This is a genomic window from Streptomyces sp. NPDC046759, assembly GCF_040645475.1.
Taxonomy (GTDB): domain Bacteria; phylum Actinomycetota; class Actinomycetes; order Streptomycetales; family Streptomycetaceae; genus Streptomyces.
In genome coordinates this window covers 1-24,957 of record NZ_JBEYYJ010000056.1, presented here as the reverse complement: position 1 = coordinate 24,957, position 24,957 = coordinate 1, and the positions used below count along the sequence as shown (strand labels likewise).

The 24,957-nt window shown below is 73.1% G+C and carries 22 protein-coding genes and 2 pseudogenes; 9 read left to right on the top strand and 15 right to left on the bottom strand.

What is annotated here, in order from left to right; genetic code table 11:
• Positions 1-105: 105 nt before the first annotated feature.
• Complete coding sequence (locus ABZ919_RS40685; protein WP_361259130.1) at positions 106-1,062, bottom strand: helix-turn-helix domain-containing protein; 957 nt, start codon at positions 1,060-1,062, stop codon at positions 106-108.
• Between the two features lie 71 nt (positions 1,063-1,133).
• On the opposite strand from ABZ919_RS40685, the gene ABZ919_RS40680 reads away from it, so the two are divergent.
• Entirely contained in the window at positions 1,134-2,084 is a 951-nt protein-coding gene (locus ABZ919_RS40680; RefSeq protein WP_361259127.1) for an NADP-dependent oxidoreductase, read from the top strand.
• A 154-nt stretch (positions 2,085-2,238) separates the two neighbouring features.
• On the top strand, positions 2,239-2,619 hold the full coding sequence (locus ABZ919_RS40675) for an anti-sigma factor antagonist (protein ID WP_361259124.1): 381 nt from the start codon (positions 2,239-2,241) through the stop codon (positions 2,617-2,619).
• A 60-nt stretch (positions 2,620-2,679) separates the two neighbouring features.
• On the opposite strand, the gene ABZ919_RS40670 is transcribed toward ABZ919_RS40675, so the two are convergent.
• Entirely contained in the window at positions 2,680-3,627 is a 948-nt protein-coding gene (locus ABZ919_RS40670) for a ribose-phosphate diphosphokinase (RefSeq protein ID WP_361259121.1), read from the bottom strand.
• Positions 3,628-3,667: 40 nt separating this feature from the next.
• Positions 3,668-6,010: a glycosyltransferase family 39 protein gene (locus tag ABZ919_RS40665; protein ID WP_361259118.1), complete on the bottom strand. Its 2,343-nt coding sequence runs from the start codon at positions 6,008-6,010 to the stop codon at positions 3,668-3,670.
• Positions 6,011-6,291: 281 nt separating this feature from the next.
• Here ABZ919_RS40665 and ABZ919_RS40660 point away from each other — a divergent pair, with 281 nt between their 5' ends.
• Positions 6,292-6,942 carry a DUF4230 domain-containing protein gene (locus ABZ919_RS40660; RefSeq protein ID WP_361259115.1) on the top strand — a complete coding sequence of 217 codons (651 nt, stop codon included), beginning with the start codon at positions 6,292-6,294 and terminating at the stop codon, positions 6,940-6,942.
• 14 nt (positions 6,943-6,956) lie between these two features.
• Here the strand turns inward: ABZ919_RS40660 and ABZ919_RS40655 are convergent, their stop codons facing one another.
• The 6 genes and pseudogenes from ABZ919_RS40655 to ABZ919_RS40630 form a co-directional block, all read right to left on the bottom strand.
• Positions 6,957-8,729 carry a complex I subunit 5 family protein gene (locus ABZ919_RS40655; protein WP_361259112.1) on the bottom strand — a complete coding sequence of 591 codons (1,773 nt, stop codon included), beginning with the start codon at positions 8,727-8,729 and terminating at the stop codon, positions 6,957-6,959.
• The gene (locus tag ABZ919_RS40650; protein WP_361259109.1) at positions 8,729-9,076 is read right to left on the bottom strand and encodes a sodium:proton antiporter; all 348 of its coding nucleotides are present in this window, start codon (positions 9,074-9,076) and stop codon (positions 8,729-8,731) included. The genes ABZ919_RS40655 and ABZ919_RS40650 overlap by 1 nt, the downstream gene beginning before the upstream one ends.
• An 8-nt stretch (positions 9,077-9,084) precedes the next feature.
• Positions 9,085-9,798: an MnhB domain-containing protein gene (locus ABZ919_RS40645; protein ID WP_361259133.1), complete on the bottom strand. Its 714-nt coding sequence runs from the start codon at positions 9,796-9,798 to the stop codon at positions 9,085-9,087.
• A gap of 116 nt (positions 9,799-9,914) precedes the next feature.
• A pseudogene (locus ABZ919_RS40640) lies at positions 9,915-10,154 on the bottom strand (hydrogenase subunit MbhD domain-containing protein); the annotation flags it as partial.
• A gap of 263 nt (positions 10,155-10,417) precedes the next feature.
• Complete coding sequence (locus ABZ919_RS40635; RefSeq protein WP_361259107.1) at positions 10,418-10,870, bottom strand: MrpF/PhaF family protein; 453 nt, start codon at positions 10,868-10,870, stop codon at positions 10,418-10,420.
• Positions 10,867-11,061: a hypothetical protein gene (locus tag ABZ919_RS40630; RefSeq protein WP_361259104.1), complete on the bottom strand. Its 195-nt coding sequence runs from the start codon at positions 11,059-11,061 to the stop codon at positions 10,867-10,869. Before ABZ919_RS40630 ends, ABZ919_RS40635 begins: the two co-directional genes overlap by 4 nt.
• 242 nt (positions 11,062-11,303) lie before the next feature.
• On the opposite strand from ABZ919_RS40630, the gene ABZ919_RS40625 reads away from it, so the two are divergent.
• Both ABZ919_RS40625 and ABZ919_RS40620 read left to right on the top strand, forming a co-directional pair.
• A complete protein-coding gene (locus tag ABZ919_RS40625; protein ID WP_361259101.1) occupies positions 11,304-11,861 on the top strand; it encodes a VanZ family protein in 558 nt (185 codons plus the stop codon).
• A 115-nt stretch (positions 11,862-11,976) separates the two neighbouring features.
• On the top strand, positions 11,977-13,212 hold the full coding sequence (locus ABZ919_RS40620) for an RICIN domain-containing protein (protein WP_361259098.1): 1,236 nt from the start codon (positions 11,977-11,979) through the stop codon (positions 13,210-13,212).
• A gap of 12 nt (positions 13,213-13,224) precedes the next feature.
• Here ABZ919_RS40620 and ABZ919_RS40615 read toward each other — a convergent pair whose 3' ends face one another.
• The 3 genes and pseudogenes from ABZ919_RS40615 to ABZ919_RS40605 all read right to left on the bottom strand — a co-directional run bounded on the left by ABZ919_RS40615 (position 13,225) and on the right by ABZ919_RS40605 (position 15,339).
• Positions 13,225-13,470, bottom strand: coding sequence for a hypothetical protein (locus ABZ919_RS40615; RefSeq protein ID WP_361259095.1), 246 nt, complete (start codon positions 13,468-13,470; stop codon positions 13,225-13,227).
• A gap of 35 nt (positions 13,471-13,505) precedes the next feature.
• Positions 13,506-14,531, bottom strand: a pseudogene (locus ABZ919_RS40610) (DNA topoisomerase IB).
• 4 nt (positions 14,532-14,535) lie between these two features.
• A complete protein-coding gene (locus tag ABZ919_RS40605; protein ID WP_361259092.1) occupies positions 14,536-15,339 on the bottom strand; it encodes an SDR family oxidoreductase in 804 nt (267 codons plus the stop codon).
• Positions 15,340-15,509: 170 nt separating this feature from the next.
• On the opposite strand from ABZ919_RS40605, the gene ABZ919_RS40600 reads away from it, so the two are divergent.
• Both ABZ919_RS40600 and ABZ919_RS40595 read left to right on the top strand, forming a co-directional pair.
• A complete protein-coding gene (locus ABZ919_RS40600; protein WP_361259089.1) occupies positions 15,510-16,550 on the top strand; it encodes a PHP domain-containing protein in 1,041 nt (346 codons plus the stop codon).
• 51 nt (positions 16,551-16,601) lie between these two features.
• Positions 16,602-17,258: an HAD family hydrolase gene (locus tag ABZ919_RS40595; protein WP_361259086.1), complete on the top strand. Its 657-nt coding sequence runs from the start codon at positions 16,602-16,604 to the stop codon at positions 17,256-17,258.
• A 237-nt stretch (positions 17,259-17,495) separates the two neighbouring features.
• Here ABZ919_RS40595 and ABZ919_RS40590 read toward each other — a convergent pair whose 3' ends face one another.
• Complete coding sequence (locus ABZ919_RS40590) at positions 17,496-18,374, bottom strand: alpha/beta hydrolase (protein WP_361259083.1); 879 nt, start codon at positions 18,372-18,374, stop codon at positions 17,496-17,498.
• A gap of 178 nt (positions 18,375-18,552) precedes the next feature.
• Here ABZ919_RS40590 and ABZ919_RS40585 point away from each other — a divergent pair, with 178 nt between their 5' ends.
• Positions 18,553-19,584: an SDR family oxidoreductase gene (locus ABZ919_RS40585; protein WP_361259080.1), complete on the top strand. Its 1,032-nt coding sequence runs from the start codon at positions 18,553-18,555 to the stop codon at positions 19,582-19,584.
• Between the two features lie 34 nt (positions 19,585-19,618).
• A complete protein-coding gene (locus tag ABZ919_RS40580) occupies positions 19,619-19,795 on the top strand; it encodes a hypothetical protein (RefSeq protein ID WP_361259077.1) in 177 nt (58 codons plus the stop codon).
• Between the two features lie 177 nt (positions 19,796-19,972).
• Here ABZ919_RS40580 and ABZ919_RS40575 read toward each other — a convergent pair whose 3' ends face one another.
• Together ABZ919_RS40575 and ABZ919_RS40570 are read right to left on the bottom strand one after the other, a co-directional pair.
• Positions 19,973-21,259: an ROK family transcriptional regulator gene (locus ABZ919_RS40575; RefSeq protein ID WP_361259074.1), complete on the bottom strand. Its 1,287-nt coding sequence runs from the start codon at positions 21,257-21,259 to the stop codon at positions 19,973-19,975.
• Positions 21,260-21,406: 147 nt separating this feature from the next.
• Entirely contained in the window at positions 21,407-24,583 is a 3,177-nt protein-coding gene (locus tag ABZ919_RS40570) for a cytochrome P450 (protein WP_361259071.1), read from the bottom strand.
• Positions 24,584-24,957: the final 374 nt, after the last annotated feature.

Below are 24,957 nucleotides of genomic sequence, written 5' to 3'. Positions count from 1 at the left end.
GATCTGCCGGCCGCGGCCCGCCCTGCCCGGCCGCGGCCGGGCAGGGCGGGCCGAACCATGTCGAAGAGGGGTTGGAGGCCGTCCTCGGGGGTGTCGCCACAACGTTCAGCGGGTCTGCTGGAACGTCCGGCGGTAGGCCTGCGGGGACACCCCGATCGCCGCGTGCAGGTGCTGACGCAGCGAGGCACCGGTGGCGAAGCCGACCTCGGCGGCGATCCGGTCCACCGGCAGGTCGCTGGACTCCAGCAGGTGCCTGGCCCGGACGACCCGCTGCTGGATCAGCCAGCGGCCCGGGCTGAGACCGACCTCGTCGTTGAAGCGGCGGGCGAAGGTGCGCAGGCTCATCCGGGCGTGGCCGGCGAGGTCGGCCAGCGTGAGCGGTTCGTCCAGGCGTTCCAGGGCCCAGGCACGGGTTTCGGCCGTGCTCGCCGCGCCGCTGACGGGGACCGGCTGCTCGATGTACTGGGCCTGGCCGCCGTCCCGGAACGGCGGGACGACGCAGCGCCGGGCGACGGAGTTGGCCAGCTCGCTGCCGTGGTCGGTGCGCACGATGTGCAGGCAGATGTCGACGCCGGAGGCGGCTCCGGCCGAGGTGAGGATGCGGCCGTCGTCGACGAAGAGGACGTCCGGGTCGAGGTCCACCCGGGGGAAACGGCGGCGGAACAGGTCGGCCACCTGCCAGTGCGTGGTGGCCCGGCGGCCGTCCAGCAGCCCCGCCTCGGCGAGCACGAACGCGGCCGTGCAGATGGAGACGATCCGGGCGTCCGGGCGGATGCTGGCGAGGGCCGCGGCGACCTCCTGCGGCAGCTCCGTGGGGATGCAGGCGGGCGGCATCGAGGTGACCACGACCGTGTCCGCCGTCGGGAGGATCTCCGGGCCGTGCGCGACACCGACCGTGAAGTCGGCGTTGGTGCGCACGGGACCGCCGTCGACCGTGCAGGTCAGCACCTCGTAGTGCCCGTCGGCGGCGCCGAGGATACGGCTGGGGATGCCCAGCTCGAAGGGGTAGACGCCGTCGAGGGCCAGGACGACCACCCGGTGCGGTTTCCGCTTGCCACTCATGGCACGATCCTAGCGAAGCTTGGCAATCATGCCATTTCCCCGGCGAGCGGACCCCGGCAGGCTGGGCGACCATGAGCGATGTGAACACGATGCGAGTCATCAGCCAGGACGTCCTCGGCGGCCCCGAGGTCCTTAAGGAAGTACAGGCCGAACGGCCGAAGCCGGGCCCCAATCAGGTGCTGGTCCGGGTCCGGGCCGCCGGGGTCAACCCCACCGACTGGAAGCACCGGGCCCTCGGCATGTTCCTGGGCGAGCCGCCGTTCGTCCTCGGCTGGGACGTGTCGGGCGAGGTCGCCGAGACGGGGATCGGCGTGGCCGCCTTCAGCCCCGGTGACGAGGTCTTCGGCATGCTGCCCTATCCGTACGGCCACGGCTCGCACGCCGAGTACGTGATCGCCCCGGTGCGTGCCCTCACGCACAAGCCGGCAGCGATCGACCACACGCAGGCGGGCGCGCTGCCGCTGGTGTCCCTGACCGCCTGGCAGGCGCTGACCGAGCACGCCGGGGTTCAGCCCGGGCAGCGCGTGCTGATCCAGGCGGCGGCCGGCGGTGTCGGGCATGTGGCCGTACAGATCGCCAAGGCGCGGGGTGCGTATGTGATCGGCACGGCGAGCGCGGCCAAGCACGACTTCCTGCGGGAGATCGGTGTGGACGAGCCGATCGACTACCGGACGACCGATGTCACCGAGGCGGTCCGGGACGTCGACGTGGTCCTGGACACGCTCGGCGGGGACACGGCCGTCGAGTCGCTGAAGGTGCTGCGGCCGGGCGGCATCTTGGTCTCGATCCTGCCGGGCAGTGCCCCGGGGCTGTCCGAGGAGGCCGAGCGGCGCGGTGTGCGGGCGGTGCAGATGCTGGTGGACGCCGACCGGTCCGGCATGGAGGCGATCGCGGAGCTGGCGGAGTCGGGGAAGCTGAAGGCGACGATCGCCGGGACGTTTCCGCTGGCGGACGCAGCGAAGGCGCACGAAGCCGGCGAAACCGGGCGGACGACGGGGAAGCTGGTCCTTCTGGTCGACTGAGCCCGCGTGGCGCGTGCGGCCGAGCGGGGCCACCGGGCGACACGCCTCAAACTCGAAGACATATGTCAATCGAACATGCTCAAATTCCTTCCATCGAGGGTAACTTGACGATCGGGAGACCGACGTCCGGGCACGGGTGGGAGGTGATGCCGTCGTGCGAGACGAGCCTGCACCGCTCACCCGTCACCTCCGTGTGTACGAGCACCGGGCGCACACGGTGCTGGAGCTGCGGGGCGAGATCGACCTGCTCGCGGCCACCGAGGTCGGCCCGTTCCTGGACCGGGCCACCGGCCGGCCCGGTGCCCGGATCGTCGTCGACCTGCGGTCGGTGGAGTTCTTCGACTGCTCGGGGCTGCGCCTGCTGTACCGGGCCCGCGCCCGGGTGGTGGGCGGCGGCGGGCAACTGCACCTGGTGTGCACGCATCCGCTGACCCTACGCGTCTTCCGGGTGACCGGACTGTCCCGGCTGCTGCCCCCGCAGCCGACGCTGGACGCGGCCCTGGCCCGCTCCGAGGCCGCGTCCGGTTCGCTGTGAGCCGGACGCCGCCTCGCAGCGGTCCGGCCCTGTCGTCTACGACTGCTCGAACCCTGTCGTCTACGACTGCTCGAACAGGGCGCTGACCGATTCGCCGTTGTGAATGCGGCGTACCGCCTCGGCGAGGGCCGGGGCGATGGAGAGCACGCGCAGCTTGTCGGTGTGCTCCTCCTGAGCGGGCACCGGCACGGTGTTGGTGCACACGATCTCCAGCACGTCCGGCTGCTCGCTCAGCCGCTTCAGGGCACCGGCCGCGAAGAGCCCGTGCGTGCAGGCCACCCGGATCGACAGCGGGTCCGACTCCCGCAGGCGTTCGAGGAGTTCCAGCACGGTACTGCCCTTGGCGATCTCGTCGTCCAGCACGATGACGTCCCGGCCGGTGACGTCGCCGATGACGGAGTTGATGCTCACCAGGTCGTCCGCGAACCGCTGTTTGGCGCCGGCCGCCACCTGGGCGCCGATCAGCCGGGCGAAGGCGGCGGCCTCCTTGGCGTTGCCGAGGTCCGGCGAGACGACGGTGGTGCGGGTCAGGTCGTAGCGGCGGAAGTGTGCGGCGAGTTCACGCAGCGCGTTCAGATGGTCGACCGGCACCGAGAAGAAGCCGTGCACCTGCGGGGAGTGCAGGGTCATGGCGAGCACCCGGCTCGTGCCCGCCGCCACCAGCAGATCGGCGACCAGCCGTCCGCCGATGGAGATGCGCGGCGCGTCCTTCTTGTCGGAGCGGGCGTAGGAGTAGTGCGGCATGACGACGGTGATCCGGGCCGCGGAGGCGCCCCGGGCCGCGTCGCACATCAGCAGCAGCTCCACCAGGTGCTCCTGCACCGGCCTCACCAGCGGCTGGATCAGGAAGACGTCCCGCTCCCGGCAGTTGGCCTGAAGCTGCACTCCCAGACAGTCGTTGGCGAACCGGTTGACCCGGGTCGGGCTGAGCGGCACCCCGAGATGGGCGCAGACCTCGTGCGCCAGCTCGGGGTGGGCACTGCCACTGAAGACGGCGATGTCTCGCACGATCCGCTCCTCGCGTGATCACTCCGGGACCGGGATCATGCTACCGGCCCAAGCCGCACCGGTAGAGGGTCTGGGCACCGGCCGTCCGCGCGCCGCCCGAACCGGCCGCCCCGCCGTAGGCCGCGGGCGGGACCACGGCGCAGGAGGACTGCACCCAGCCGGTGATCCGTGCGGCGGCAGTCCCGGTACCGCCGGCCCCGAAAGCCGTGCCGCGGGCGTCGCCCAGCAGGACGTACCGCACCTTCCCGGCGTCGACGAGCTGCCGGAACCGCGTCGGGGTCGGGAAGGGCACCCGGCCGCTGAAGCCGCCGAGCGGCAGGACGTGCGCGCCGGCCGCGAGGATGTAGGGCGAGGCAGCGCTCCAGCTGCCGGTGGCGAACGTGTAGGTGGCCGCGCCCTGGTGCGCGCGGGTGTAGTCGAGGAGTCGGCGCTGGTCCGCGGTCAGCGAGCCGTCGCCGTCGGCTCCGCCGAAGCCGCCCCGGCCCCCGAAGCCGCCGAGGGCGCCGAAACCGGCCCGGCCGCCGGGACCCGCCGCACCCCAGCCGCCGCGGGTCGCCCACACGGGTACCCAGATGCCCGCCCCGGCCGCGGTGCCGCTCCTTTCCGGCCACGGTCGTGCCGCCCCGGGACCGCGGCCCGTGCCGGTCGGGCCGACGGCGCCCATGCCGGAGCTGCCGTACGCGGGGTTGAAGACCTGCACGGCCCAGGCGCCCGGCGCGAGGAGTACGGCGGCCAGGGCGGCGGCGAGACCGGCGAGCGCGAGCCGGCCGCCGGCCCGCTGCCGCTCCGGTCGGGCCAGGGCCAGGGCCAGCATCCCGGCCGCGGCCGCACCCAGCACGGCCACCGCGGGCGCCAGCCACGGCAGGAACGACGGGAACAGGGCGGCGAGATACGCACCCCAGGCCGCCGTCGCCGCCACCGCGCCCGGCAGGGCCCATGCGCGCCGCCCGCCCGCCCGGTGGGCGCGCCACAGCAGCACGGTCCCGGCGCCGGTGAGCGCGGCGAGCGGCACCGCGATCACGCCCATGTAGTAGGTGTGGCCGCCGACACTGCCGGCGCTGAAGACCAGGAAGTAGGTGACGAGCCAGGTGCCCCACAGAAGGTACCCGGCGCGCAGCCGGTCGGTGCGCGGGCGGCCGCGGCGCCACAGCAGACCGCAGACCACGGCCACGGCCGCGAGGGGATAGAACCAGCCGGTCTGGGAGGCGAGTGCGCTCCCGAACATCTTCGACCAGCCGTTCTGGCCACCGCCGAACCGGCCGGCCGCCCGGTGTCGGGCACCGGCCTGGTACGGGTGGGTGACCTGGTCCCGGTCGCCGGCCTGACGGGAAGCCGCCGCGGGACGGCCGGCCACGGCGCCCCGGGCCCTGTGCGCACCGCCTGCTCCTGCTCCTGCTCCGACGACGCCGGTACCGCGGTGCCCGAGGTCCTGGGCGCCCGGGCCGGCGGCCATGCCGAAACCCCGTCCGCCGCCGTGACCGCCTCCGCCGCCCTGGGTCGCGCTCACGCTTCCCGTGGCGGCCGCACTGATGCCGAGCGAGGAGAAGCGGTTCAGGAAGTTGTAGCCGACCACCATGCTGAACGCGGAGTTGTTGGTGGTGCCGTCCACATACGGCCGGTCCTTGGCCGGAGTGAGGGTGACGGCGAGCATCCAGGACACCGAGACGGCGGTCATCACCAGGGCGGACACGCCGATGTGCACCATGCGCCGCCGCAGCGCGAGCGGTGCCGACACCAGGTACACCAGGGCGAGCGCAGGCAGTACGGCCCACGCCTCCAGCATCTTGGCCTGGAAGCCGACGCCGACCCAGACACCGGCCAGCAGCAGCGGGCGCAGCCGGCCGCCACGGGCGGCACGCTCGGTCGCCTCGGCCGCGAGAAGCAGGCACAGCGTGAAGGCGGGATCCTCGACCGCGGTGCGGAACAGCCCGGCCGTCACGGGGGTCACCAGGAAGGCCGTGGCGGCGATGAGCGCCGCGTTCGCACCCGCCCAGCGGCGCACGAGGCGGTGGAGGACCAGCAGTGAGGCCACTCCTTCCAGTACCTGGGGCAGCACCAGAGCCCACGGATGGAATCCGAAAAGCCTCGCGGAGAGCGCCTGCGGCCACAGGAATCCCGGCAATTTGTCGAGAGTGATGGAATTCCCGGGATCGAAAGAGCCGTAGAAGAAGGCCTTCCAGCTCTCCGTCATGCTGCGGGCGGCGTTCGCATAGAACGTGTGGTACTGGCTGTGGTCGATGCCCCAGCTGTAGACAACGGCGGCCAGCACGGTGAGAAGCAGCAGCACCGGCCGGGCGTACGCGGGCTCGCCCGCCGGTGATCGCCAGGGTGGGCGACGCTCGGCAGTGGCGGGCGCGGTGGGGTCGAGGACGTTCGTGGCCATGCGCATCAGTCTTCGTCACCGCGCACGGCCGCACGGACGTGGCGGCCCCTCTTCAAGGAAACTCTCACCGCACCCAGATCAGTTCTTTAATCACACGACATCAAATTTGCAACGGAAAAGTGCGTTCATTACCTGCGCCACGGTTCCGCCGTACACAGAAATCCGACAGCGATCGCACAGCCTTCCTCCCGTGGGTGCGGGCCGTCCGGAGCCGCCTCGATGCGCCGGTCTGCGGCGGCATCCGACGGGGCATGCGCAGAGGAGGAAGGAGGACCGTCACCATGACGACTTCCGTCAGGCGCCTGCCCGGCTGGGCCAAGGCCGTCGCCGCGCTCGTCCTCGTGCTCGGCGTGCTCTTCGCCGGCATCCGGCTGGCCGTACTGCCCGGCATCAAGGACCTGTTCGGCACCGAGACGCACGACCGCTCCGGTCCCGCACTCCTGAAGTCGATCCAGGACATGAGCCGTTACGACGCCGCGTCCGGCAATTTCCAGGTCGTCGTCGACCTGCAGAAGGACGCGAAGTACCTGCCCTCCGCGATCCGCGGCACCCGCACCCTGTACGTCGGCGCGGGCACCGTGGACGCGTACGTCGACCTCGGCCAGGTGGGCGACAAGGACGTGCGGGTCAACGGCGACCGCACGTCCGCCACCATCCGGCTGCCGCACGCCCGGCTCGGCCGGCCCGCCCTCGACCCCGACCACTCCTACGCCGTGTCCAAGCAGCGCGGCCTGCTGGACCGGCTCGGCGACCTGTTCTCGGACAACCCCGACAGCGAGCAGGCCGTGCAGAAGCTCGCCGTCCGGCACATCGGCGACGCGGCACGGAGCAGCGGCCTGACCGCGCGCGCCGAGACCAACACCACCGGCATGCTCCAGGGCCTGCTGCGGTCCCTCGGCTTCACGGAGGTGCACATCTCCTACGACTCCTGAGCACCGGCCTCCCGTCAGCCGCCGAGCACCCCCGGCAGGGCCAGCGCCCCGAGGACCGCGGAGCCGAGCAGCAGCCAGGCGACGTAATCGCCGACGTGCCCGGACTGCAGGCGGCGCAGGGGCCGGGCCCAGTCGGGGGCGGCGGTCCGGTGCGGGCGGGTCACGGCCAGGCCCGCGAGGGCCACGGCCAACGCGGTGGCGGCCAGGCCCAGCAGGACACCGTGCGCCGTCCACCGGGCCGAGGCGTGGGCGCCGCCCGATCCGGCCTCGTTCACGGAGCGGGCGACCAGGTCGCCGAAGCCGGGGACCGCGCCGACGGCCAGGGCGGCGGCGAGCAGCACGACGGGCACCGTCCCCATCGTGTCCGGGATCCGGGTGAGCAGACCGCTCGTCTCGGGCTCCTCGTCCGAACCGCTGGTCTCGAGGTCGGAGTCGGCGTCCTCGGGGCGCGGCCCGAGGCCGTGGAACACGCGGGCGGTGACGCGCAGGACGGCGCCGCCGGTGATCGCGGAGGCGGCCACGTACACCAGGGCCAGCGGGCCGCCGACCGCCTCCTCGGTGACCGCCTTGCCGAGCCCCGTACCGAACGGGGGCAGGCCTGCGAGACCGAGGGCACCCACGGCGAACAGCACCCCGGTGAGACGCAGTTCGCGCGCCCGGCCGTGCAGCGCGTGTTCGTCGACGGAGCCGTACCGGTCGAGCAGCACACCGGCACAGGCGAACAGCGCCGCCTTCACTCCGGCGTGCCCCAGGACGTAGATGGCGACCCCGTCGTCGCCCTGCGGAGTGAGGACGCCGAGGCCCACGAGGAACAGGCCGGTGTGGGCGATGGTGGAGTAGGCCAGCAGCCGTTTGATGTGCCGCTGGTACCAGCACATGACGGAACCGGTCGCGGCCGTGAGCACGCCGAGGGTCATCAGGGCCCGGGTCAGGTCGGCGGCCGGGATGCCACCGGGTCCGGAGAAGACGGTGCCGTACACGCGCCAGACGCCGTAGACGCCGAGTTCGACCATCACGCCGGACAGCAGCATGCACACCGGGGTGGGAGCGACGGCGTGCGCGTCGGGCAGCCAGAAGTGGAAGGGCACGGCGGCGGCCTTCACCAGAAGCCCGGTCATCACGAGGACGAAGGACGCGAGGACGAGCGCGTCCGGTCCGCCGTGCCCCGCCGCCGTGTCGAGGCCGCGCCCGATCTTCGCCATCGCCAGCTCGCCGGTACGGGCGTACAGCAGGCCGATGCCCATCAACATGGCGTAGGCACCGAGGGAGTTGACGACGCCGAAGGTCAGCGCGCCCTGTACGGCCTTGGCCTCGTCGATGCGGTAGCCGGTGAGGGCGTAGGCCGCCACGCTCATCAACTCGAAGAACACGAACGCGTTGAACAGGTCGCCGGCGATGGCGAACCCGCACATGGCGCCCTGGAAGGCCAGCATCAGCGCGGTGAAGGCGCCTCCGTGACCGCGCGGGGGCTCGGCGAAGTAGCGCCAGGAGTAGGCGAGGGCGGCCAGCGTCAGCACGGAGACCAGGGCGGCCATGCCGAGCGCCGGGCCGTCGCCGATGACGACGATGCCGACGCTCTCACCGGCGACGGGCAGCCAGCCGCCGACCCACTCCACCATCGGCGGCGAGGAGTTCAGCAGCAGCACGATGGCGAGGGCGGCCGTGGCACCGGAGAACACGAAGCCGGTGATCTCTGCGGCGCTTCGGGGCAGATGGCGGCCGGCGACCACCAGCAGGGCGGCGCCGAGCAGGGGGATCGCGACGAGCAGGGGAAGCAGATGGTGCATCAGCCGCGCAGCTCCCGCAGTTCGTCGGGGTCGACCGTGCCGTGCCGTTTGGCGATCTGCAGGACGAGGGCGAGCAGCAGCGCGGTGACGGTGGCACCGACGACGATGTCGGTGAGGGTGAGCGCCTGCACGACCGGGTCGACCACGGTCCGGGAGCCGGGCTCGATGTCGGAGAAGACGGGTGCGGTGGCGCCGTCCTGGTATCCGACCGCCAGCAGCAGCACGTAGGTCGACGACTGGCAGACCGCGAGACAGCCGACGGCGTGGATGAGGTTGCGGCTGGTGGCGAGGCCGTAGCAGCCGGTCAGGAAGACGTAGGCGGCGACCAGGTAGGGAAGGATGTGCATCACGGACTTCAACTCCCTCGTTCCTCCTCGATCTCGACGGCCTGGTCGAGGAAGTTCGCGAGCAGGATGACGACCGCGCTCGCCACCTCCATGCCGATGGCCGCGTTCAGCAGGGGTACGGCGCCGCCGGAGGACAGGGTGTTGAAGGTGCCGTACGGCAGCAGCGTGTTGGCGAGGAACGCGGTGCCGGCCAGGACCCCGGCGGCGCCCAGCACCAGGTAGGAGGAGACGGCGACCGCGTCGCAGGTCTCGAAGACGGCGAGCGGGCGGACGCGCTCCAGCGCGCGGTAGTCGGCCCCGAGATACAGCAGGTGAAGGGCGGTCGCGGCGACGACACCGCCCTGGAAGCCGCCGCCGGGGCTGAGCTGGCCGTGGGCGATGACGTAGAGGCCGGTCACCAGGGCGACGGGCAGCATGATCGGCGCGTAGCGGCGGACCGGCCGGGCCACCTCTGCGGGTACCGGCTCCGCCCGGTGCTCGTCGCGGGCCTGACGCAGCAGCACCACGCAGCCGAGGACGGCGGTGAACAGGATGCTCATCTCGCCGAGGGTGTCGTAGGCGCGCTGGTCGAAGTTGACGGAGGCGATGGTGTTGGCCGTGTGCCGGGTGAGGGAGGCGTGCACGGCCCGGGTGCCGTAGGGGTGGCTCCGGCCGCCGAAGCCGGGCAGGTCCAGGCAGGCGGCGACCAGCAGGGCGGCGAGGCCCGCGCCGCCCGCGGCCATCAGGCCGAGCCGCAGGCGGTTCACGTGGCACCGCCCCTCGCAGCGCGGCCCTGTGGAGCACCGTCCTTCGGAGCGCCGTCCTGTGGAGCACCGTCCTTCGGAGCGCTGTCCTGCGCGCGGCCGCGGCGCCTGACCTTGCGCACGGACAGCATGACCAGCAGCGGGGTGAGCGCAGAGCCGACGGCCAGTTGGGACAGGCCGACGTCCGGGGCCTGGAGCACGGTGAACAGCACGGCGAGGACGCTCCCCAGCACGGACAGCACCAGCGCCTGACGGGCGGGGTCGCGCTGGACCACCGCCGCGGTGGCGCAGGCGGCCACCAGCAGCAGCGCGACGACGATCACGGCATCACCCATGCCGCACCCCCACTACGCCCCGCCGGCGGTGCTCGACCCACGGCCCACCGCCGCGACCGCACACAGACACTCGCCCCTCACCCGCAATCGCGACCGGCACATGCTCGTCGTGGCCCCGTCGACCCTCACCCACCACCGCGACCGGCTCACCCCGGCCGTCACCGTCACCCACCACCCCGACCGGCAGACGCAGCCGGCTCGCAGGCGCGAGGGCCGTGACGTACTTACGCCGCCACCCCGCGCACTCATCCTTCGTACGCCTGTCAGCCACCGCGCACCCCCCGGAACCCGCCCGACAGGGCGCGGGAGGCGATGACGTTGCCGGCGATCAGCAGGGCACCGGTCACGAGGAGTTTCACCATGGCGCGGCCGGGTCCGGTGGCGGCGCAGACGGCGGCCACGACCACCGCGCTCAGTACGGCGGCGGTCCAGGTCAGTCCCCAGGCGCTCGGCCGGTCGTCCGCCAGGTCGTCGGAGAGGAGCCGGGCGAAGACGAGCGTGCCGACCGGGCCGAGCAGGGCCAGCAGCAGGGCGAGGTCGACGTAGGCGGGGCGGCCGTAGCCCTGGGAGAGCAGCAGCAGGGCCGGGCACAGGGCCGAGGTGGTCATGTTCTGGGCGACGACGCGACGGGCCGTCGGGCCGGTGGTGACGCCCCACAGGGCGGCCGCCCCTCCCCCGGCCAGGTCCACGGTCGCCGCGAGGATCCAGCCGTTCACCGCCAGGTCACCGCTCGCCGGCCGGCCCGTGCCAGCAGCGCGCCCCCCGCGGCGGCGCTCGCGCCCACGATCCATTCCAGGGTGTAGACGGTCGAGATGAACACCAGCCACAGCACCATGAGGGCTCCCCACCAGCCCAGGAGTTCACCGGTGGCGAGGAGGAGGGTGCGCGGGTGGGAACGTCCGGTCATCCGCACCTCCTCGGTCCGCTCTGCAGGCATGCGCGGCGGTCCGTCCGACGCGCCGCTCGGGGCATCCAAGCACCGCCGCACCCGGGGAGGGGCGGCGGCACGCGGGTCCGCAGCGGGAGTGCCCCGGGAGCGTGAACGGAAACGCCGCCGTGCGCGCAAAGCCGGCGGGACCGTGGCATCCCGGGCCGGTTGCCGGGTAACCGCCCTACGACACGGCGAAGTTGACCTCGGGAGGGAACCTCATGGGCTTTACCGCCCCGCAGCTGCCCGCGGTGCTGCGCGGATCCAGGAAGCGGGCGCCGGCGGAGAAAGCCCGGCGGCCGGTGGCGCCGCATGCGCTGCCGCTGCCCCTGCGACTGCTGGCGATGCTGGTGGCCTTCGCGTTCATGGTGGCGTTCGCCGTCGTGCTGGCCCGGATCACACTGGAACCGTCGCCCGCCTCCGTGCATCTGACGCACAGCAACCTGCACCCCGGCCGCTCTCTGCGTGCCTACCTGGAACAGGCGCGGACGGTGGACGCGTTGAAGCAGCTCGGCGGGAACGTGCTGCTCGGGGTCCCGTTCGGGGTGCTGGTCCCCGTCCTCGCCCCGCGCGCCCGAGGGGTGCTGCGGGTAGTGGCCCTCACGGCGCTGGTGATGCTGACGGTGGAGCTGGTGCAGGGGGCACTGATCACCGGGCGCGCCTTCGACATCGACGACGTCCTGCTCAACACCACCGGGGCACTGCTCGGCTGGCTGCTGCTGGGACGGCGGCTCGGACGGGCGGTGCACCGGCGCGTGCGCGAGCCACAGGCGGAGTGAAGACCGACGGGCCATCAGCGGCAGGTCTGCACCAAAGTCTTGACGCCCTCTTTTCTCACTCCTTAAATCAAGAGGCATCCCTTCACGGCCCACCCCCCACGTCGAATGGAGAGCCATGGCCTCCCCACGCCTGCTCCGCAGATGCCTCCTCCCCGCCCTGTCCGCCGCGCTCGTCGGTTCCGCAGCCGTCGGGCCGGCGCGGGCCCAGGCCACCGCGCCGGCCGCGGCGACCGTCACCACCTTCTCCGACACCTTCGACGGGCCCGCCGGCTCCGCCGTCGACTCCTCCAAGTGGACGCTGGAGACCGGCGACAACGTCAACAACCACGAGCGGGAGTACTACACGCCGGGCACGGACAACGCGGCCCTGGACGGACAGGGCCATCTGGTGATCACGGCCCGCAAGGAGAACCCGGCCGGTTACCGGTGCTGGTACGGCAGTTGTCAGTACACCTCGGCCCGGCTGAACACCGCCGGGAAGTTCGAAGCCCGGTACGGGCACGTCGAGGCGCGCATGAAGATCCCGCGCGGGCAGGGCATGTGGCCGGCGTTCTGGATGCTGGGCACGCCCGTGAACTGGCCGGACTCGGGCGAGATCGACGTGATGGAGAACGTCGGCTTCGAGCCCTCGACCGTGCACGGCACCATCCACGGCCCCGGCTACTCCGGCTCCGGCGGCATCGGGGCGGCGTACACGCTGCCGGGCGGGCAGGCCTTCGCGGACGCCTTCCACACCTTCGCCGTCGACTGGGCGCCCGGCTCGATCACCTGGTCCGTGGACGGGAATGTCTACGAACGCCGCACACCCGCCGACCTGGGCGGGAAGACCTGGGTGTTCGACAACAAGCCGTTCTTCCTGATCCTGAACCTGGCCGTCGGCGGCTACTGGCCCGGCGACCCGGACGCGAGCACCCAGTTCCCGCAGCAGCTGGTGGTGGACTCGGTGTCGGTGACGACGAGCGACAGCGCGGCCGGCGTGCCGATACGGGGACTGGCCGGCAAGTGCGTGGACGTGGCCGGGGCGAACCCCGCGAACGGCACCCCGGTGCAGCTCTACGACTGCAACGGCACGGCCGCGCAGGCGTGGACGGTCGGCTCGGACGGCACGATCCGGGCGCTCGGCAAGTGCCTGGACGTCACGGGCAACGGCACCGCGGACGGCTCGACCGTCCAGTTGTGGGACTGCACCGGCGGCCCGAACCAGAAGTGGACGGTCACCGGGGCGCACGACATCGTCAACCCGCAGGCCGACAAGTGCCTCGACGTGACCGGGAACAACTCGGCCAACGGCACGCGCCTGCAGATCTGGACCTGCACGGGCAGCGCCAACCAGAAGTGGACGGTGGGCTGAGCCGCGCTCCGGTCAGTGCAGCGTCCAGTGGTACTTGTCCCCGCCGACCCAGCGGACCACATCGGGGTCGTCCAGATCGTGGATGGTGATGCCGTACGAGGCGGCGGTCTCCAGTACGTCGGTGACGGTCCTGGCCTCACCGATCACCTGACCGTCGATCTCCATGATCCGGAAGGGCCGCTCGCCGGACCTGCCCGGGCAGACGCCGAGCACCATGATCCGCGGATGGGAGATGTGCGGAACTGCTTGTTCGGTCATGGAATAGAGCCTAGAACGCATCGCGCGCAGACGAGTCATCCACTGAAGCCGTCCAGAAGATCGAGAACCGCCGCCTCCACCGCTCCCTGGGTGGCCGGCCGCCCGAAGTCCCCGTGTTCGCCCAGCCGGGTGAGCACGGGGGCGATGGTCACGTCCTGTTCGAACAGCTCGAAGACCGCCGGGTCGATGTAGGAGGACCGGCACACGGCCGGGGTGTTGCCCAGGTAGTGGCTGACCTCGCGGACGGCACGGGCCACCTGCCGCCGCCGGGCCGCACCGCTCGACCGGGCGCTGTCGGCGGTCACGGCGACCGCCACGGCGGCGAGGACGGTGGCGTGCCAGGTGCGGAAGTCCTTGGCCGTGACATCGGTGCCGGACAGCCGGCGCAACGCCTCGTTGAGGTCGTCACTGTGCAGATCGTGCCAGGCGCCCCGCTCGAAGAAGGCGAGGAAGCGGTCGCCGCCGCGCGGGCGCCGCAGCAGCGCTCGGGCGACACTGCGGACCTGATCGTCGACGAGGGCCCGGACCGTGTGCACGCCGCCCTTGGCCGGATAGCTGAAGGTGATCGCGCCACGGGCGCAGCCGACGTGTTCGCGCAGCAGGGTCGTCAGGCCGTAGGTCTCGCTGGTGCGGGTGTGCCGGTCGCTGCCGACGCGGAAGAAGCCCAGGTCGAGCAGGCGGACCGCGCAGGCGGTGACCCGGGCCCGGCGCAGCCCGCCCCCCGCCAGGTCGGTGCCCGCTCTGGCGCGCAGCTCCGGCAGGACCCGCGCGACCTGCCGGACGTGCTCGTGCTTGGCCTTCTCCTGTTCGGCGCGGAACTGCTCGTGTTACAGGTACTGCCGGCGTCCGGCGGCGTCGGTGCCGACCGCCTGGAGATGGCCGTTGGGCCAGGGGCAGATCCACACGTCACGCCAGGCCGGCGGGATGGCCAGAGCCCGGATCCGCGCGAGCCGGTCGGGGTCGGTGAGGGGCCGGCCGGTGCAGTCGGCATAGCGGAAGCCCCGGCCGCAACGGATGCGTGTCCAGCCGGGGTCGTCGCAGGAACTGGTCCGCAGTCGCACGGCGTCAGGGACGGCGCCAGTCGTCGCCGGTCAGATGGGAGCCGGCCTGCGGGCCCATGCGGAGCATGCCGCCGTCGACGCTCCACGAGGCACCGGTGACGTACGAGGCGTCCGGGCTGGCCAGGAAGGCGATCACGGCGGCGACCTCGCGGGCGTCGCCGGGCCGCCCGAGGGGTACTCCGGGCCGCCGCTCGGTGTGCACGTCGGTGTCCTCCTGGCCGGTCATCGGCGTGGCGATCTCGCCCGGTGCGACCGCGTTCACGGTGATCCCGTACTCGGCCAGTTCCAGCGCCATGACCTGCGTGAGCAGCCCGAGCCCGCCCTTGGCCGCGCAGTACGGCGCGGCGCCGACCCGGGGCTGGTGTTCGTGGACGGAGGTGACGTTGACGATCCGGCCGCCGCCGCCCTGCCGGATCATGTGCCGGGCCGCGTGCTGCCCGCACAGGAACGGGCCGACGAGGTCGACGTCCAGGACCCGGCGTACGTCCGTCAGGGTCAGGTCGAGGAACGGGGTCATGGTGCCCGTTCCCGCATTGTTGACCAGGACGTCGATGCGGCCGAGCTCGGCGCACAGGGTGTCGACGGTGCCGGCGGCCTCGGGCAGCCGGGTGAGGTCGAGCTGGGCGACGGCGGCACGGCGGCCCGTGCGGCGTACCTCCTCCGCGGTCTGTTCCGCACCCTTCTCGTCCGTGTGCCAGGTGATGCCGACGTCCAGGCCCGCCTGGGCGAGGCGGACGGCGGTGGCTCGGCCGATGCCGCTGTCACCTCCTGTGATCACGGCTGTCCGCTGTGTGTCCGGTGCGGGCATGACGAGCCTCCTCGGGGACGGTCGCTCGACGGGATTCCGCAGTACCCGGGGGCCCGATGGGCAAACGGGTCCCGTCCGCGGGGCGGGGGCCCTCGCGGGCTGCGCGTGCCCCGTGGCCGGGCGCGCGCTTCCCCGCGCCCCTCGGGGGCGCCTCGGGCACCCTGTGTTGCATGGAACCCGTCGCCGCTCTCGACCGGATCGCCTTTCTGCTGGAGCGGTCGCTCGCGCCCACCTACCGGGTGAAGGCCTTCCGCAACGCCTCCCGCACGCTGGCCGCACTGCCCGGGGAGGAGGTTGCCCGACGGGCGGCTGCCGGGACCCTGGAGGAGCTGAAAGGGGTCGGGCCGAAGACCGCGCAGGTGGTGCGGGAGGCGCTGGCCGGGCAGGTGCCGGGCTATCTGCGCAAGCTGGAGGAGGAGAGCGGGGCCCCGCCCGGCGAGGGCATCGGGGCCCGGCTGCGGATGCTGATCCGCGGGGACTGTCATACCCATTCGGACTGGTCCGACGGGGGCAGTTCGATCGAGGAGATGGGACGGGCCGCCGCCGAGCTGGGGCACGAGTGGACCGTGCTGACGGACCACTCTCCCCGGCTCACCGTGGCCCGCGGTCTGTCGCCGCAGCGGTTGCGCGAGCAGTTGGCGGTGGTGGCGGAGCTGAACGCGCGGTGGGCGCCGTTCCGGCTGCTCACCGGCATCGAGTGCGACATCCTCGAGGACGGCTCGCTGGACCAGGAACCGGAGTTGCTGCGGCAACTGGACGTGGTCGTGGTGTCGGTGCACTCCAAGCTGCGGATGGACGCCCGGTCGATGACCCGCCGGATGGTGGCCGCCGTACGCGATCCGCACGCCGATGTCCTGGGGCACTGCACGGGGCGGCTGGTGACGGGCCGGGGGCGGCCGGAGTCGGAGTTCGACGCGGACGCCGTGTTCGCCGCCTGCGCCGAGTCCGGTACGGCCGTGGAGATCAACAGCCGCCCCGAGCGGCTGGACCCGCCGCGCCGGCTGCTGCGCAGGGCCGTGGACGCGGGGGTGCTGTTCTCCGTCGACACCGACGCGCATGCGCCCGGCCAGCTGGACTGGCAGATCCTGGGCTGCGCCCGGGCCGAGGAGTGCGGGGTGCCCGCCGGGCGCGTGGTGACCACCTGGTCCGCCGACGAGCTGCTGGCGTGGACCCGGCAGGGGCGGGTTCCCGCACGTGCGGCGGGTTCCTGATGCGGCCGGCGTGGTACTCGGCCCGCAGCCCAGTGAGGAAAGGACCCGCGGATGGAGCGCGCTGCCGTATTCGATGTCGACGGGACTCTGGTCGACACCAACCACTTGCATGTCGTCACCTGGTGGGAGGCCTTCCGGCAGGCGGGACACGACGTGCCCATGCATGCGGTGCACCGGGCCGTCGGGCTGAGTTCCACGGACCTGATCGCCCATCTGCTCGGCGACGACCACGACAGGGACCGGGACGGCGAGCTGAGCGCCGCGCACAAGGCCTTGTACGGCCAGTACTTCGACCGGCTGCCCGCGCTGCCGAAGGCCGGGGAGCTGCTGCGCCGGCTGCACCGGGACGGCTGGACGGTCGTCCTCGCCACCTCGGCGAGCGGCGCCGAGCTGGGCGCCTTGCGCCGGGCCATCGACGCCGACGACGCGATCGCGGACATGGCGAGCTCGGAGGACGTCCGGGAGGGCAAGCCCTCCCCCGAGCCCGTGGAACACGCCCTGGAGCTGGCCGGGGTCCCGGCCTCGCGGGCCGTGCTGGTCGGGGACACGGTGTGGGACATGCGCGCGGGCAGCAAGGCCGGGGTGCGCTGTGTGGGGCTGCTGTGCGGCGGGATTCCCCGGGCGGACCTGGAGGAGGCCGGGGCGGAGGCCGTCTATGCCGACCCCGCCGCGCTGCTCGAACGGCTCGGCGCAAGTCCGCTGGCCTGAGCCTCACGGAAGGTGATGCGGATCACAGATACCGAGGGAACACCCCAGGATGGTTGCCCGTTGAACCACACGTGGGTACGGACGGGACAGTGTCCCCGGGCCTCACCGTCCGCCCAGAGGGACGATCGTTCGGCTGAAGCCCTGTGGAGCCTTTCGCCGAGAGGCGACCGCCATCCGTACCCGCCACCTGACCGCCCCGGCCGTGAATCCCCCGTCACGGCCGGGGCTCATCCATGTTCACCGGCCCGCCGCTCCCGCACCGGCCGGCTCACCGGTCCGCGCCGTCCCGGCCCCGAGGAACTCCCGCAGGTCGGCCGTGAGCCGTGCGGCGTGCGTGGCGAACAGGCCGTGGCCGCCGTTCTCGTACAGCTTCAGAGTGCCGTCCGGCACCAGCCGGGCCACGCGCTCGCCGGTGAGCGCCGACGGCGCCGAGGTGTCGTCGGTGCCGTGGACGACGAGCACCGGGAGATCCAGCGCGGGCAGTTCGTCGGCGATGTCCAGGGCGGCGACGGTTGCCCGGACGCCGTTCGCGGCGCGCGGGGTGGCGCTCAGACAGCGGTCGACCATGTAGCGGACGTACGGCGCGGACACCTCGTTGCCGGGCAGATGGGCGGCGAAGAAGTCGTCGGCCAGGGCGGTGAAGTACGCGGCCCGGTCCCTCCGGAACACCTCGTCGTCGGCGCGCACCGCCTCCGGGTCCCAGCCGTCCGGGGTGCCCGGTGAGCGGACGACGCCCGGGCTGACCCCGGCGACGAGGGCGACCCGGGCCACCCGGTCGAGGCCGTGCCGGGTCAGGCAGCGGATCACCTCAGCGGTGCCCACCGAGTGTCCGACCAGGGTGACCTCGCGCAGGTCGAGGTGGTCGAGGAGACCGTGCACGTCGTCGGCGAGGGTGTCGAGGTCGTACCCGGACCAGGCGTCGTCGGAGCGGCCGTGGCCGCGCCGGTCCAGGGCGACGCAGCGGTGGCCGCTCTCCGCCAGGGGCAGCATCTGGTACTCCCACATCTCGTGGCCCATGTAGGCGCTGGAGACGAAGACGGCGACGGGGCCGTCGCCCGGGCCGTGGTCGACGTAGTGCAGACGGGTGCCGTCGACGGGGCTCTCGCAGTACGGCATGGGGTGCCTCCTCGGGCTGTCCGGACCAGGTGCGACGCGGCTGGGTCGCGCTGATGTCCTCGATGGTCGCGGGACGCCCCGCTCCGGTCGATTACCTGCCACGTCATGACCGGGTGTGTGCGGGCCCGGGGCCGGGTACCCGGCCGTCCGCCGAAGCGTCGGCCGAGAGGAGCCGAAGGTGAGCAGCGCAGTGGGCAGCAGGGTCGTCGTCACGGGTGCCACCGGCAATGTCGGCACGAGTGTGGTGCGGCTGCTCTCGGAGGACCCCGGCGTCAAGTCGGTGCGCGGCCTGGCCCGGCGCACGTCGGCGTGGTCGCCGCCGAAGACCGAGTGGTCCGCGGTCGACCTGGCCTCCGAACAGGCGAACCTGGCCGAGCGGTTCGAGGGCGCGGACGCCGTGATCCACCTGGCCTGGGCCTTCCAGCCGACGCACGACCCGGCGACCACCTGGCGGACCAACGTGCTCGGCGGCATCCGGGTGTTCGAGGCGGTCGCCGCGGCCCGGGTGCCGGTGCTGGTGCACGCCTCGTCCGTGGGCGCCTACTCACCGGGCCCGAAGGACCGTGCGGTGGACGAGTCCTGGCCGACGCACGGCTGGCCGGACGCCGCGTACTGCCGGGAGAAGGCCTACCTGGAACGCACGCTCGACGTGTTCGAGCGGGACCACCCCGAGGTGCGGGTGGTGCGGATGCGCCCGGCCTTCCTGTTCAAGTGGCAGTCCGCCAGCGAACAGCGGCGGATCTTCGGCGGGCGCTTCCTGCCCGGCCCGCTCGCCCGGCCGGAGCTGCTGCCGTTCCTGCCGGACATTCCCGGGCTCAGGGTGCAGGCGCTGCACACGGACGACGCCGCCGAGGCCTACCGGCTCGCGGTGCACTCCGACGGCGCGCGGGGCGCCTTCAACCTGGCCGCCGACCCGCCGCTCGACGCCGCCGTCCTCGGCGAGCTGCTGGGCAGCCGCCCGGTACGGCTGCCGCGTACGGCGGCCCGGTCGGCGATCGCCGCGGCCTGGGGTCTGCATCTGCTGCCGGCCTCGCCGCACCTCTTCGACGCCGTACTGCGGCTGCCGCTGATGGACTGCGGCCGGGCGCACGGTGAGCTGGGCTGGCGACCGCGGCGCACGGCCACCGAGGTGCTGCAGGAATTCCTCGACGGCCTGCAGAAGGGCGCTGGGGCGGACACCGAGCCGATGCGCGGGCAGAAGGTCGGCTGAGAACGCCGTACGCCCGTGCCGAGGGGAGAACGTGATGACAGCGGAGCGGGAGCCCGAGCCGGGCCGGGACACGAACCCGGTGCCGAGGGACATGCCGGATCAGCAGGCAGGGGCCGGTGAGGATCCGTGGGAGGCCGGGCCGGACGAGCAGCCCGAGGACGACGCGTCCCCGGCACCCGACGCACCGGACGCGGACGAGCCGTCGGCTTGAGTGACGGACGGCGTCGGCCGTCAGGTACGGCGCTTCGACGGCCGACGGCGCTGCCACGGCCGAGGGGCGCGGGGTCTGCGCGGCGTGCGGCAGCCGCTGCGTGGGCGCGGCCGGCCGCGACGGCGCCGCGAACGGCCGGCGCCGCCTGCGCCACAGCTCTGCCCCCGGCAGGCGGCCTCAGCGCGGCGCCCGCTGCCGAAGTGCCGCGCGCCAGGCGGGCATGTGGTCCTCCGTGACCGGCTCGGGGCGGCGCCCGCCGCTCGCGAAGAAGTCGGCCAAGGGCAGGATCGCCGCGCCGACGGTGACCGCGTCCGGGCCGAGCCGGCCGAGGTCGATGGTCACCTTCTCGGCCGGATGGCGCAGCGCGTACGTCGTCGCGTGCCGGCGCACGGCCGGCAGGAACCGGGCGCCCAGCTGCAGTCCGGCCCAGCCGCCGATGAGGATCCGCTCGGGCTGGAAGAGGTTGATCAGGTCGGACAGCCCGGCACCGAGGTACTCGGCGGTCTCCTCCAGTACGGCCAGCGCGACCGGGTCGGGCTCGGCGCCCTCCGGGTAGGCGGCGGCGAGCATCGCGGTGAGCGCGGTCTCCTCGTCGGTCCCCCCGGGCGGCCTGCCGCCCTCCTCACGCCAGCGGGCCAGCAGCGACTCGGCGCCCGCGTAGGCCTCCAGGCAGCCGGCCGCGCCGCAGCGGCAGCGGCGCCCGCGCACCCGCACCGTCAGGTGCCCCCACTCGACGGCCCGCCCGTGTTCCACCTCGGGGGTCACCACACAGGCACCGACGCCGGAGCCGAAGAGCACGACCACGGCGTTGCGGGCGCCGCGTCCCGCGCCGAACCACATCTCGGCCTGGCCCAGCGTCTTGGCGCCGTTGTCGATGAAGTAGGGGATCTCCTCGGGGAGCGGGGAGGCCGAGCGGAGCAGCCGCTCCAGCGGGACCGCGTCCCAGCCGATGGTCTGGCCGTGGACGACGGCTCCCTGTTCCGGGGTGTGCTCGACGATGCCGGGGACTCCGACGCCGATGCCGAGCAGCCGCTCGGGCGCGGCGCGCTCGGCACCCAGCACCTCGGCGATGCCGTCGCGGATGTGCCCGGCGATCACCTCGACGTCGTAGCCCTGGGGAGTCAAACGCCGTTCGGTGCGGGCGAGTTCGGTCAGGGCCAGGTCGAACAGCTCGACGCGGACACGGGTTTCGCCGACGTCCACGCCGATCATCTGTCCGCTGCCGGGGGCGACGCGCAGCAGGGTGCGGGGCCGGCCGCCGTCGGAGTCGACGCTGCCGGCCTCCTCGACCAGGCCGTCCGCGATCAGGTCCGCGACCACATTGCTGACCGAACCGGAACTCAGACCGGTCGCCGGGCCCAGCTCGAAGCGGCTGAGCGGGCCGTCGAAGTACAGCTTCTGCAGCACCGCCGTCCGGTTGCCCCGTCTGAGGTCACGCACCGTGCGCCCGTTACGCTCCGCCATGCCGCTCCCTTCACGCACCCTGCCCGACCTGCAACATACCCCTTCGGGCAGCCGGAACGCGAGATTCTCCCAACCCTTAGTTCACGATATGAGCTAAGCGGAGGGGCGCCCCGCACCCCAGCGGCGCGAGGCGGTGGCGTCACCGGCTCACCCGGCCGCGTACACGTCCTCCACGTAACGTCCGTCCGCCACCAGCGAGTCGAGCCACCGCCGGGCCGCCTCGTCGCTGCCCGCGGTGTGTTCCCTGTACAGCGCACGGAAGGCCTCGCGGACGCCCGGTGCCATCCGGGAGCCGTCGCCGCAGACGTACACCCGGGCGCCGGACTGCAGCAGCTCCCAGACCTCGGCGGCCTCGGCGGCGATGCGGTGCTGCACGAAGGCGGCGCCGTCCTCGGGCGCGGCGCTGAAGGCCGGGCGCAGCGAGACCGCGCCGGCCGCCTCGGCGGCCCGCAGTTCCCCGGCGTGCAGGAAGTCGGCGTCCGGGGCGTCGCAGCCGAAGTACAGCAGGGCGGGCGGAAGTCGGTCGCCTGCGGCCCGGACCGCGGCGCGGTCCGCGACGGCGCCGCGGAACGGGGCGAGTCCGGTGCCGGCGGCGACCATGACGACCGGTGCCGAGGGGTCGATCCGGAAGGCCTCGCGGCAGGGCTGGATCCGGGCGTGGACGGTGTCGCCGGCCTCGAGGGAGGCGAGGTGGCCGGAGCCGGTCCCCCGGTAGCGACCGCGCCCGGAGCGGGCGGGGGCGTCGAGGACGGAGACCATGAGGTCCACGTGGCGCGCGTCGACGGCCGGTGAGGAGGACACCGAGTAGTGGCGCGGCCGCAGGGGGGTGAGCAGATCGAGCAGGAGCGGCCAGTCGAGCCCGCCGCGCAGTGCGGGGTGGTCCTCGGCGAGTTCGACGAGGGTGCGCGGATCGTCACCGGTCAGGGCGGCGAGGGCGGCACGCTCGGGCGGGCAGGGGTTGGCCTCCGCGAGCACGGCCAGCCGGCGGGCCGTGAGCCGCTCCTGCAACTCAACGTGGTGGGTGAGGAGCTGGCGTACGGACAGCGGGCGGTCCACGGCGAGGCCGTCGCGGCGCGGACGCGCGGTCCGGATGTCCAGTACGGCGTCGGCGTCGAGGCCGAGGGCGGCGACGGCGCGGTCCACCAGGTCGGGGGCGTTGGCCGGCAGCACGGTCAGGTGGTCCGCGGTGCGGTAGGTGACGCCCTCGGGGAGTGCGATGCGCAGGAACCGCTTGGTTCGCGGGTGTTCCGGCGCGGTGAGGTCGTACGCCTCGGTGACGGTCATCGGGACCAGCTCGTGCCGCGCGGCGAGGGCGTCCAGCGGGCCACCGGTGAGCGTGCGGACCTCGTACGCGTGGGCGGGCTGGGCGGAGGTGGCCGGTGCGGCGTCCGGGTCTGCGTACTCCGTGAGCAGCGCGGTACGCAGGCGGGCCGTGAACTCCCGTACGGTGCCGCCCAGGTCGCCCGAGGCGTCGGCGGCGGCCCGGCCGGTGAGACGGGTGGCGCCCAGTTCGGCGAGGCGGGCGTCGATGCGGGTGGGGACCTGCTGGTAGGTGGCGGCCCAGTTGCGGTCCCCGACGCCGAGGACGGCGTAGGTCACGCCGGTCAGGTCCGGGGTGCCGTCGAGCCATGCGGTGAAGGCGACGGCGTCGTCGGTGGGGCGGCCGTTGTAGGAGGCGGCGGTGATGACGACGACCCGGTCGGCGGGCAGTCCGTCCGCGTACGCGTCCAGGGCGGCGACCTCGGTGGCGCAGCCGACGGCGGCGGCCTCGTCGGCGAGCTGGGCGGCGAAGGAGCGGCAGGTGCCGTAGTTGCTGCCGTGCAGGAGGAGAACGCCGGTGCCGGGGCGGACCCGGGCGGGGACGGTGTCCGGGTCCGGGCCTTCGTCGGCCCGGGCGGGGGTGCTGCCCGGCAGCACGGCGTGGACGCGTTCGGCGGGGGTGCGGGGGGTGAGAGTGAGGGTGAAGCCCTCGGGCTTGAGGGTGAGGGTCTCCTTCACGGTGAGCCGGTAGTCCGCGTGGTCGTGCAGCCGGTAGCGGTGGACCAGCATGGCGAGCAGCATGGTCGCCTCGTGCAGCGCGAACTGCCGCCCGATACAGGCGCGTTCACCGGTGCCGAACGGCTTGAAGGCGTGCACCGGGCGGGCCGTCTCCGCCTCCGCGGTGAACCGCTCGGGGTCGAACAGCTCCGGGTTGTCGCCCCACACGGGCTGCCGGTGCAGCATCGGTGTGAGCACGGTGACGGCCTGGCCGGCCGCGAGCGGGATCCGGCCGCCGAGCAGGGTGTCCTCGCGGGCGTGCCGGCTGAACGCGGCTGCCGTCGGCCACAGCCGCAGTGCCTCGTTCAGCACCTGGCGGGTGTAGGTGAGCCGGCCGACGTCGTCGTACGACGGCTCCGGGTCGGCCGTGTCGCCCCACAGCGCGTCGGTCTCGCGCTGCACCAGCCGCAGGACGGCGGGGTGCTTGGCGAGGTGGTAGAGGGCGAAGGACATCGCGCCGGAGGTCGTCTCATGGCCGGCGATCAGAAAGGTGATCACCTGGTTGCGGATGTTGGCGGTGTCCAGAGTGGTGCCGTCGGCGGGGTGCGGGGCGCTGAGCATCAGCCCGAGCAGGTCCTCGGCGCCGCTCTGGTCGGTGCCGGCGCGGGAGGCGATGACGTCGTCCACGACCCGGGCGAGGTGGTCGGCGTCCGCCCGGAAGGCCGCGTCGGCCGCCGAGTGGTCCTGGCCCGGGGTACGGGCCAGACGGGTCATGCTCCACTCCAGGCAGCGGACCATGGACTCCACGAAGGGGTGCGGTTCGCTGCGTTCGAAGGAGCCGAAGTCGTAGCCGAATCCGGCCAGTCCGATGGTGTCCAGGGTCATGCGGGTCATGTCGTCCGCCACGTCGACGGGCCGTCCGGTTCGCGCCGCGCGGTCCCAGGAGTCGATGAGGCGGCGGGCCACCGCCACCATCACCGGGTGATAGGTGCGCATCGAGCCGAGCGCGAAGGCGGGCATCAGGATGTGGTGCGCCTTGGCCCAGTTGGGCTCGTCGTTGTACGCCGTGAACAGGCCGTCGGCGGTGAAGGAGCGCACGTTCTCGAGCGCCGGGCCGACGTGCTTGGCGAACCGCCGTTCGTCGGCGAGGTCCGCGACCAGGTCGGCGTCCGCGACGAACAGCACGTCCCGGCCGTGCAGCCGGCGCACGAGCACCGGACCGTGGCGGCGCATCAGCTCCATGACCTGCTGGATCGGGGTGCGGCCGGGCCCGGTGGCGGTGATGTCGACGACGGGGACGCCGGGCAGGGCAGCGGCCGGTTCGGGGTGCAGTGCGGTGGGGGGCATGGCGCGACAACTGCCTTTCGCGGTGACGGAGTACTCGCGGTGACGGAGTACTGCGTTCCAGGGTGGACGGCCTGCGGGGCGTCCTCGTGCCACGGCACTACACGTTCGCGCAGTCACATCTCGGCCCCGGGCCTTGCGCAACCCGCTGAGTGCGGCCTCGACGCCGCGCTCGGGAGGCCACGCGGTTTGCCCCTGACCTGGATGTTCGTCTTGGATGAGGGGGTGGCTCGACACGTCGGGAGGTGGGCATGGACCTGGGGCGGGCCGACGGGGTGGTGTGCTTCCGTTCTAGTGGTCGTCGCAACACCCCAGTTCAGGGGATGCGATGGACTTCGAGATTCGGAAGGTGCGGAGCCCTCAGGGCCGCAAGAAGC

What these genes read in the sequence shown, in the direction of transcription:
- ABZ919_RS40685 (WP_361259130.1), bottom strand. Translation starts at nt 1,062, where the DNA reads ATGAGTGGCAAGCGGAAACCGCACCGGGTGGTCGTCCTGGCCCTCGAC.
- ABZ919_RS40680 (WP_361259127.1), top strand. Translation starts at nt 1,134, where the DNA reads ATGAGCGATGTGAACACGATGCGAGTCATCAGCCAGGACGTCCTCGGC.
- ABZ919_RS40665 (WP_361259118.1), bottom strand. Translation starts at nt 6,010, where the DNA reads ATGGCCACGAACGTCCTCGACCCCACCGCGCCCGCCACTGCCGAGCGT.
- ABZ919_RS40660 (WP_361259115.1), top strand. Translation starts at nt 6,292, where the DNA reads ATGACGACTTCCGTCAGGCGCCTGCCCGGCTGGGCCAAGGCCGTCGCC.
- ABZ919_RS40655 (WP_361259112.1), bottom strand. Translation starts at nt 8,729, where the DNA reads ATGCACCATCTGCTTCCCCTGCTCGTCGCGATCCCCCTGCTCGGCGCC.
- ABZ919_RS40650 (WP_361259109.1), bottom strand. Translation starts at nt 9,076, where the DNA reads ATGCACATCCTTCCCTACCTGGTCGCCGCCTACGTCTTCCTGACCGGC.
- ABZ919_RS40645 (WP_361259133.1), bottom strand. Translation starts at nt 9,798, where the DNA reads ATGGCCGCGGGCGGCGCGGGCCTCGCCGCCCTGCTGGTCGCCGCCTGC.
- ABZ919_RS40630 (WP_361259104.1), bottom strand. Translation starts at nt 11,061, where the DNA reads ATGACCGGACGTTCCCACCCGCGCACCCTCCTCCTCGCCACCGGTGAA.
- ABZ919_RS40625 (WP_361259101.1), top strand. Translation starts at nt 11,304, where the DNA reads ATGGGCTTTACCGCCCCGCAGCTGCCCGCGGTGCTGCGCGGATCCAGG.
- ABZ919_RS40620 (WP_361259098.1), top strand. Translation starts at nt 11,977, where the DNA reads ATGGCCTCCCCACGCCTGCTCCGCAGATGCCTCCTCCCCGCCCTGTCC.
- ABZ919_RS40615 (WP_361259095.1), bottom strand. Translation starts at nt 13,470, where the DNA reads ATGACCGAACAAGCAGTTCCGCACATCTCCCATCCGCGGATCATGGTG.
- ABZ919_RS40605 (WP_361259092.1), bottom strand. Translation starts at nt 15,339, where the DNA reads ATGCCCGCACCGGACACACAGCGGACAGCCGTGATCACAGGAGGTGAC.
- ABZ919_RS40600 (WP_361259089.1), top strand. Translation starts at nt 15,510, where the DNA reads ATGGAACCCGTCGCCGCTCTCGACCGGATCGCCTTTCTGCTGGAGCGG.
- ABZ919_RS40595 (WP_361259086.1), top strand. Translation starts at nt 16,602, where the DNA reads ATGGAGCGCGCTGCCGTATTCGATGTCGACGGGACTCTGGTCGACACC.
- ABZ919_RS40590 (WP_361259083.1), bottom strand. Translation starts at nt 18,374, where the DNA reads ATGCCGTACTGCGAGAGCCCCGTCGACGGCACCCGTCTGCACTACGTC.
- ABZ919_RS40580 (WP_361259077.1), top strand. Translation starts at nt 19,619, where the DNA reads ATGACAGCGGAGCGGGAGCCCGAGCCGGGCCGGGACACGAACCCGGTG.
- ABZ919_RS40575 (WP_361259074.1), bottom strand. Translation starts at nt 21,259, where the DNA reads ATGGCGGAGCGTAACGGGCGCACGGTGCGTGACCTCAGACGGGGCAAC.
- ABZ919_RS40570 (WP_361259071.1), bottom strand. Translation starts at nt 24,583, where the DNA reads ATGCCCCCCACCGCACTGCACCCCGAACCGGCCGCTGCCCTGCCCGGC.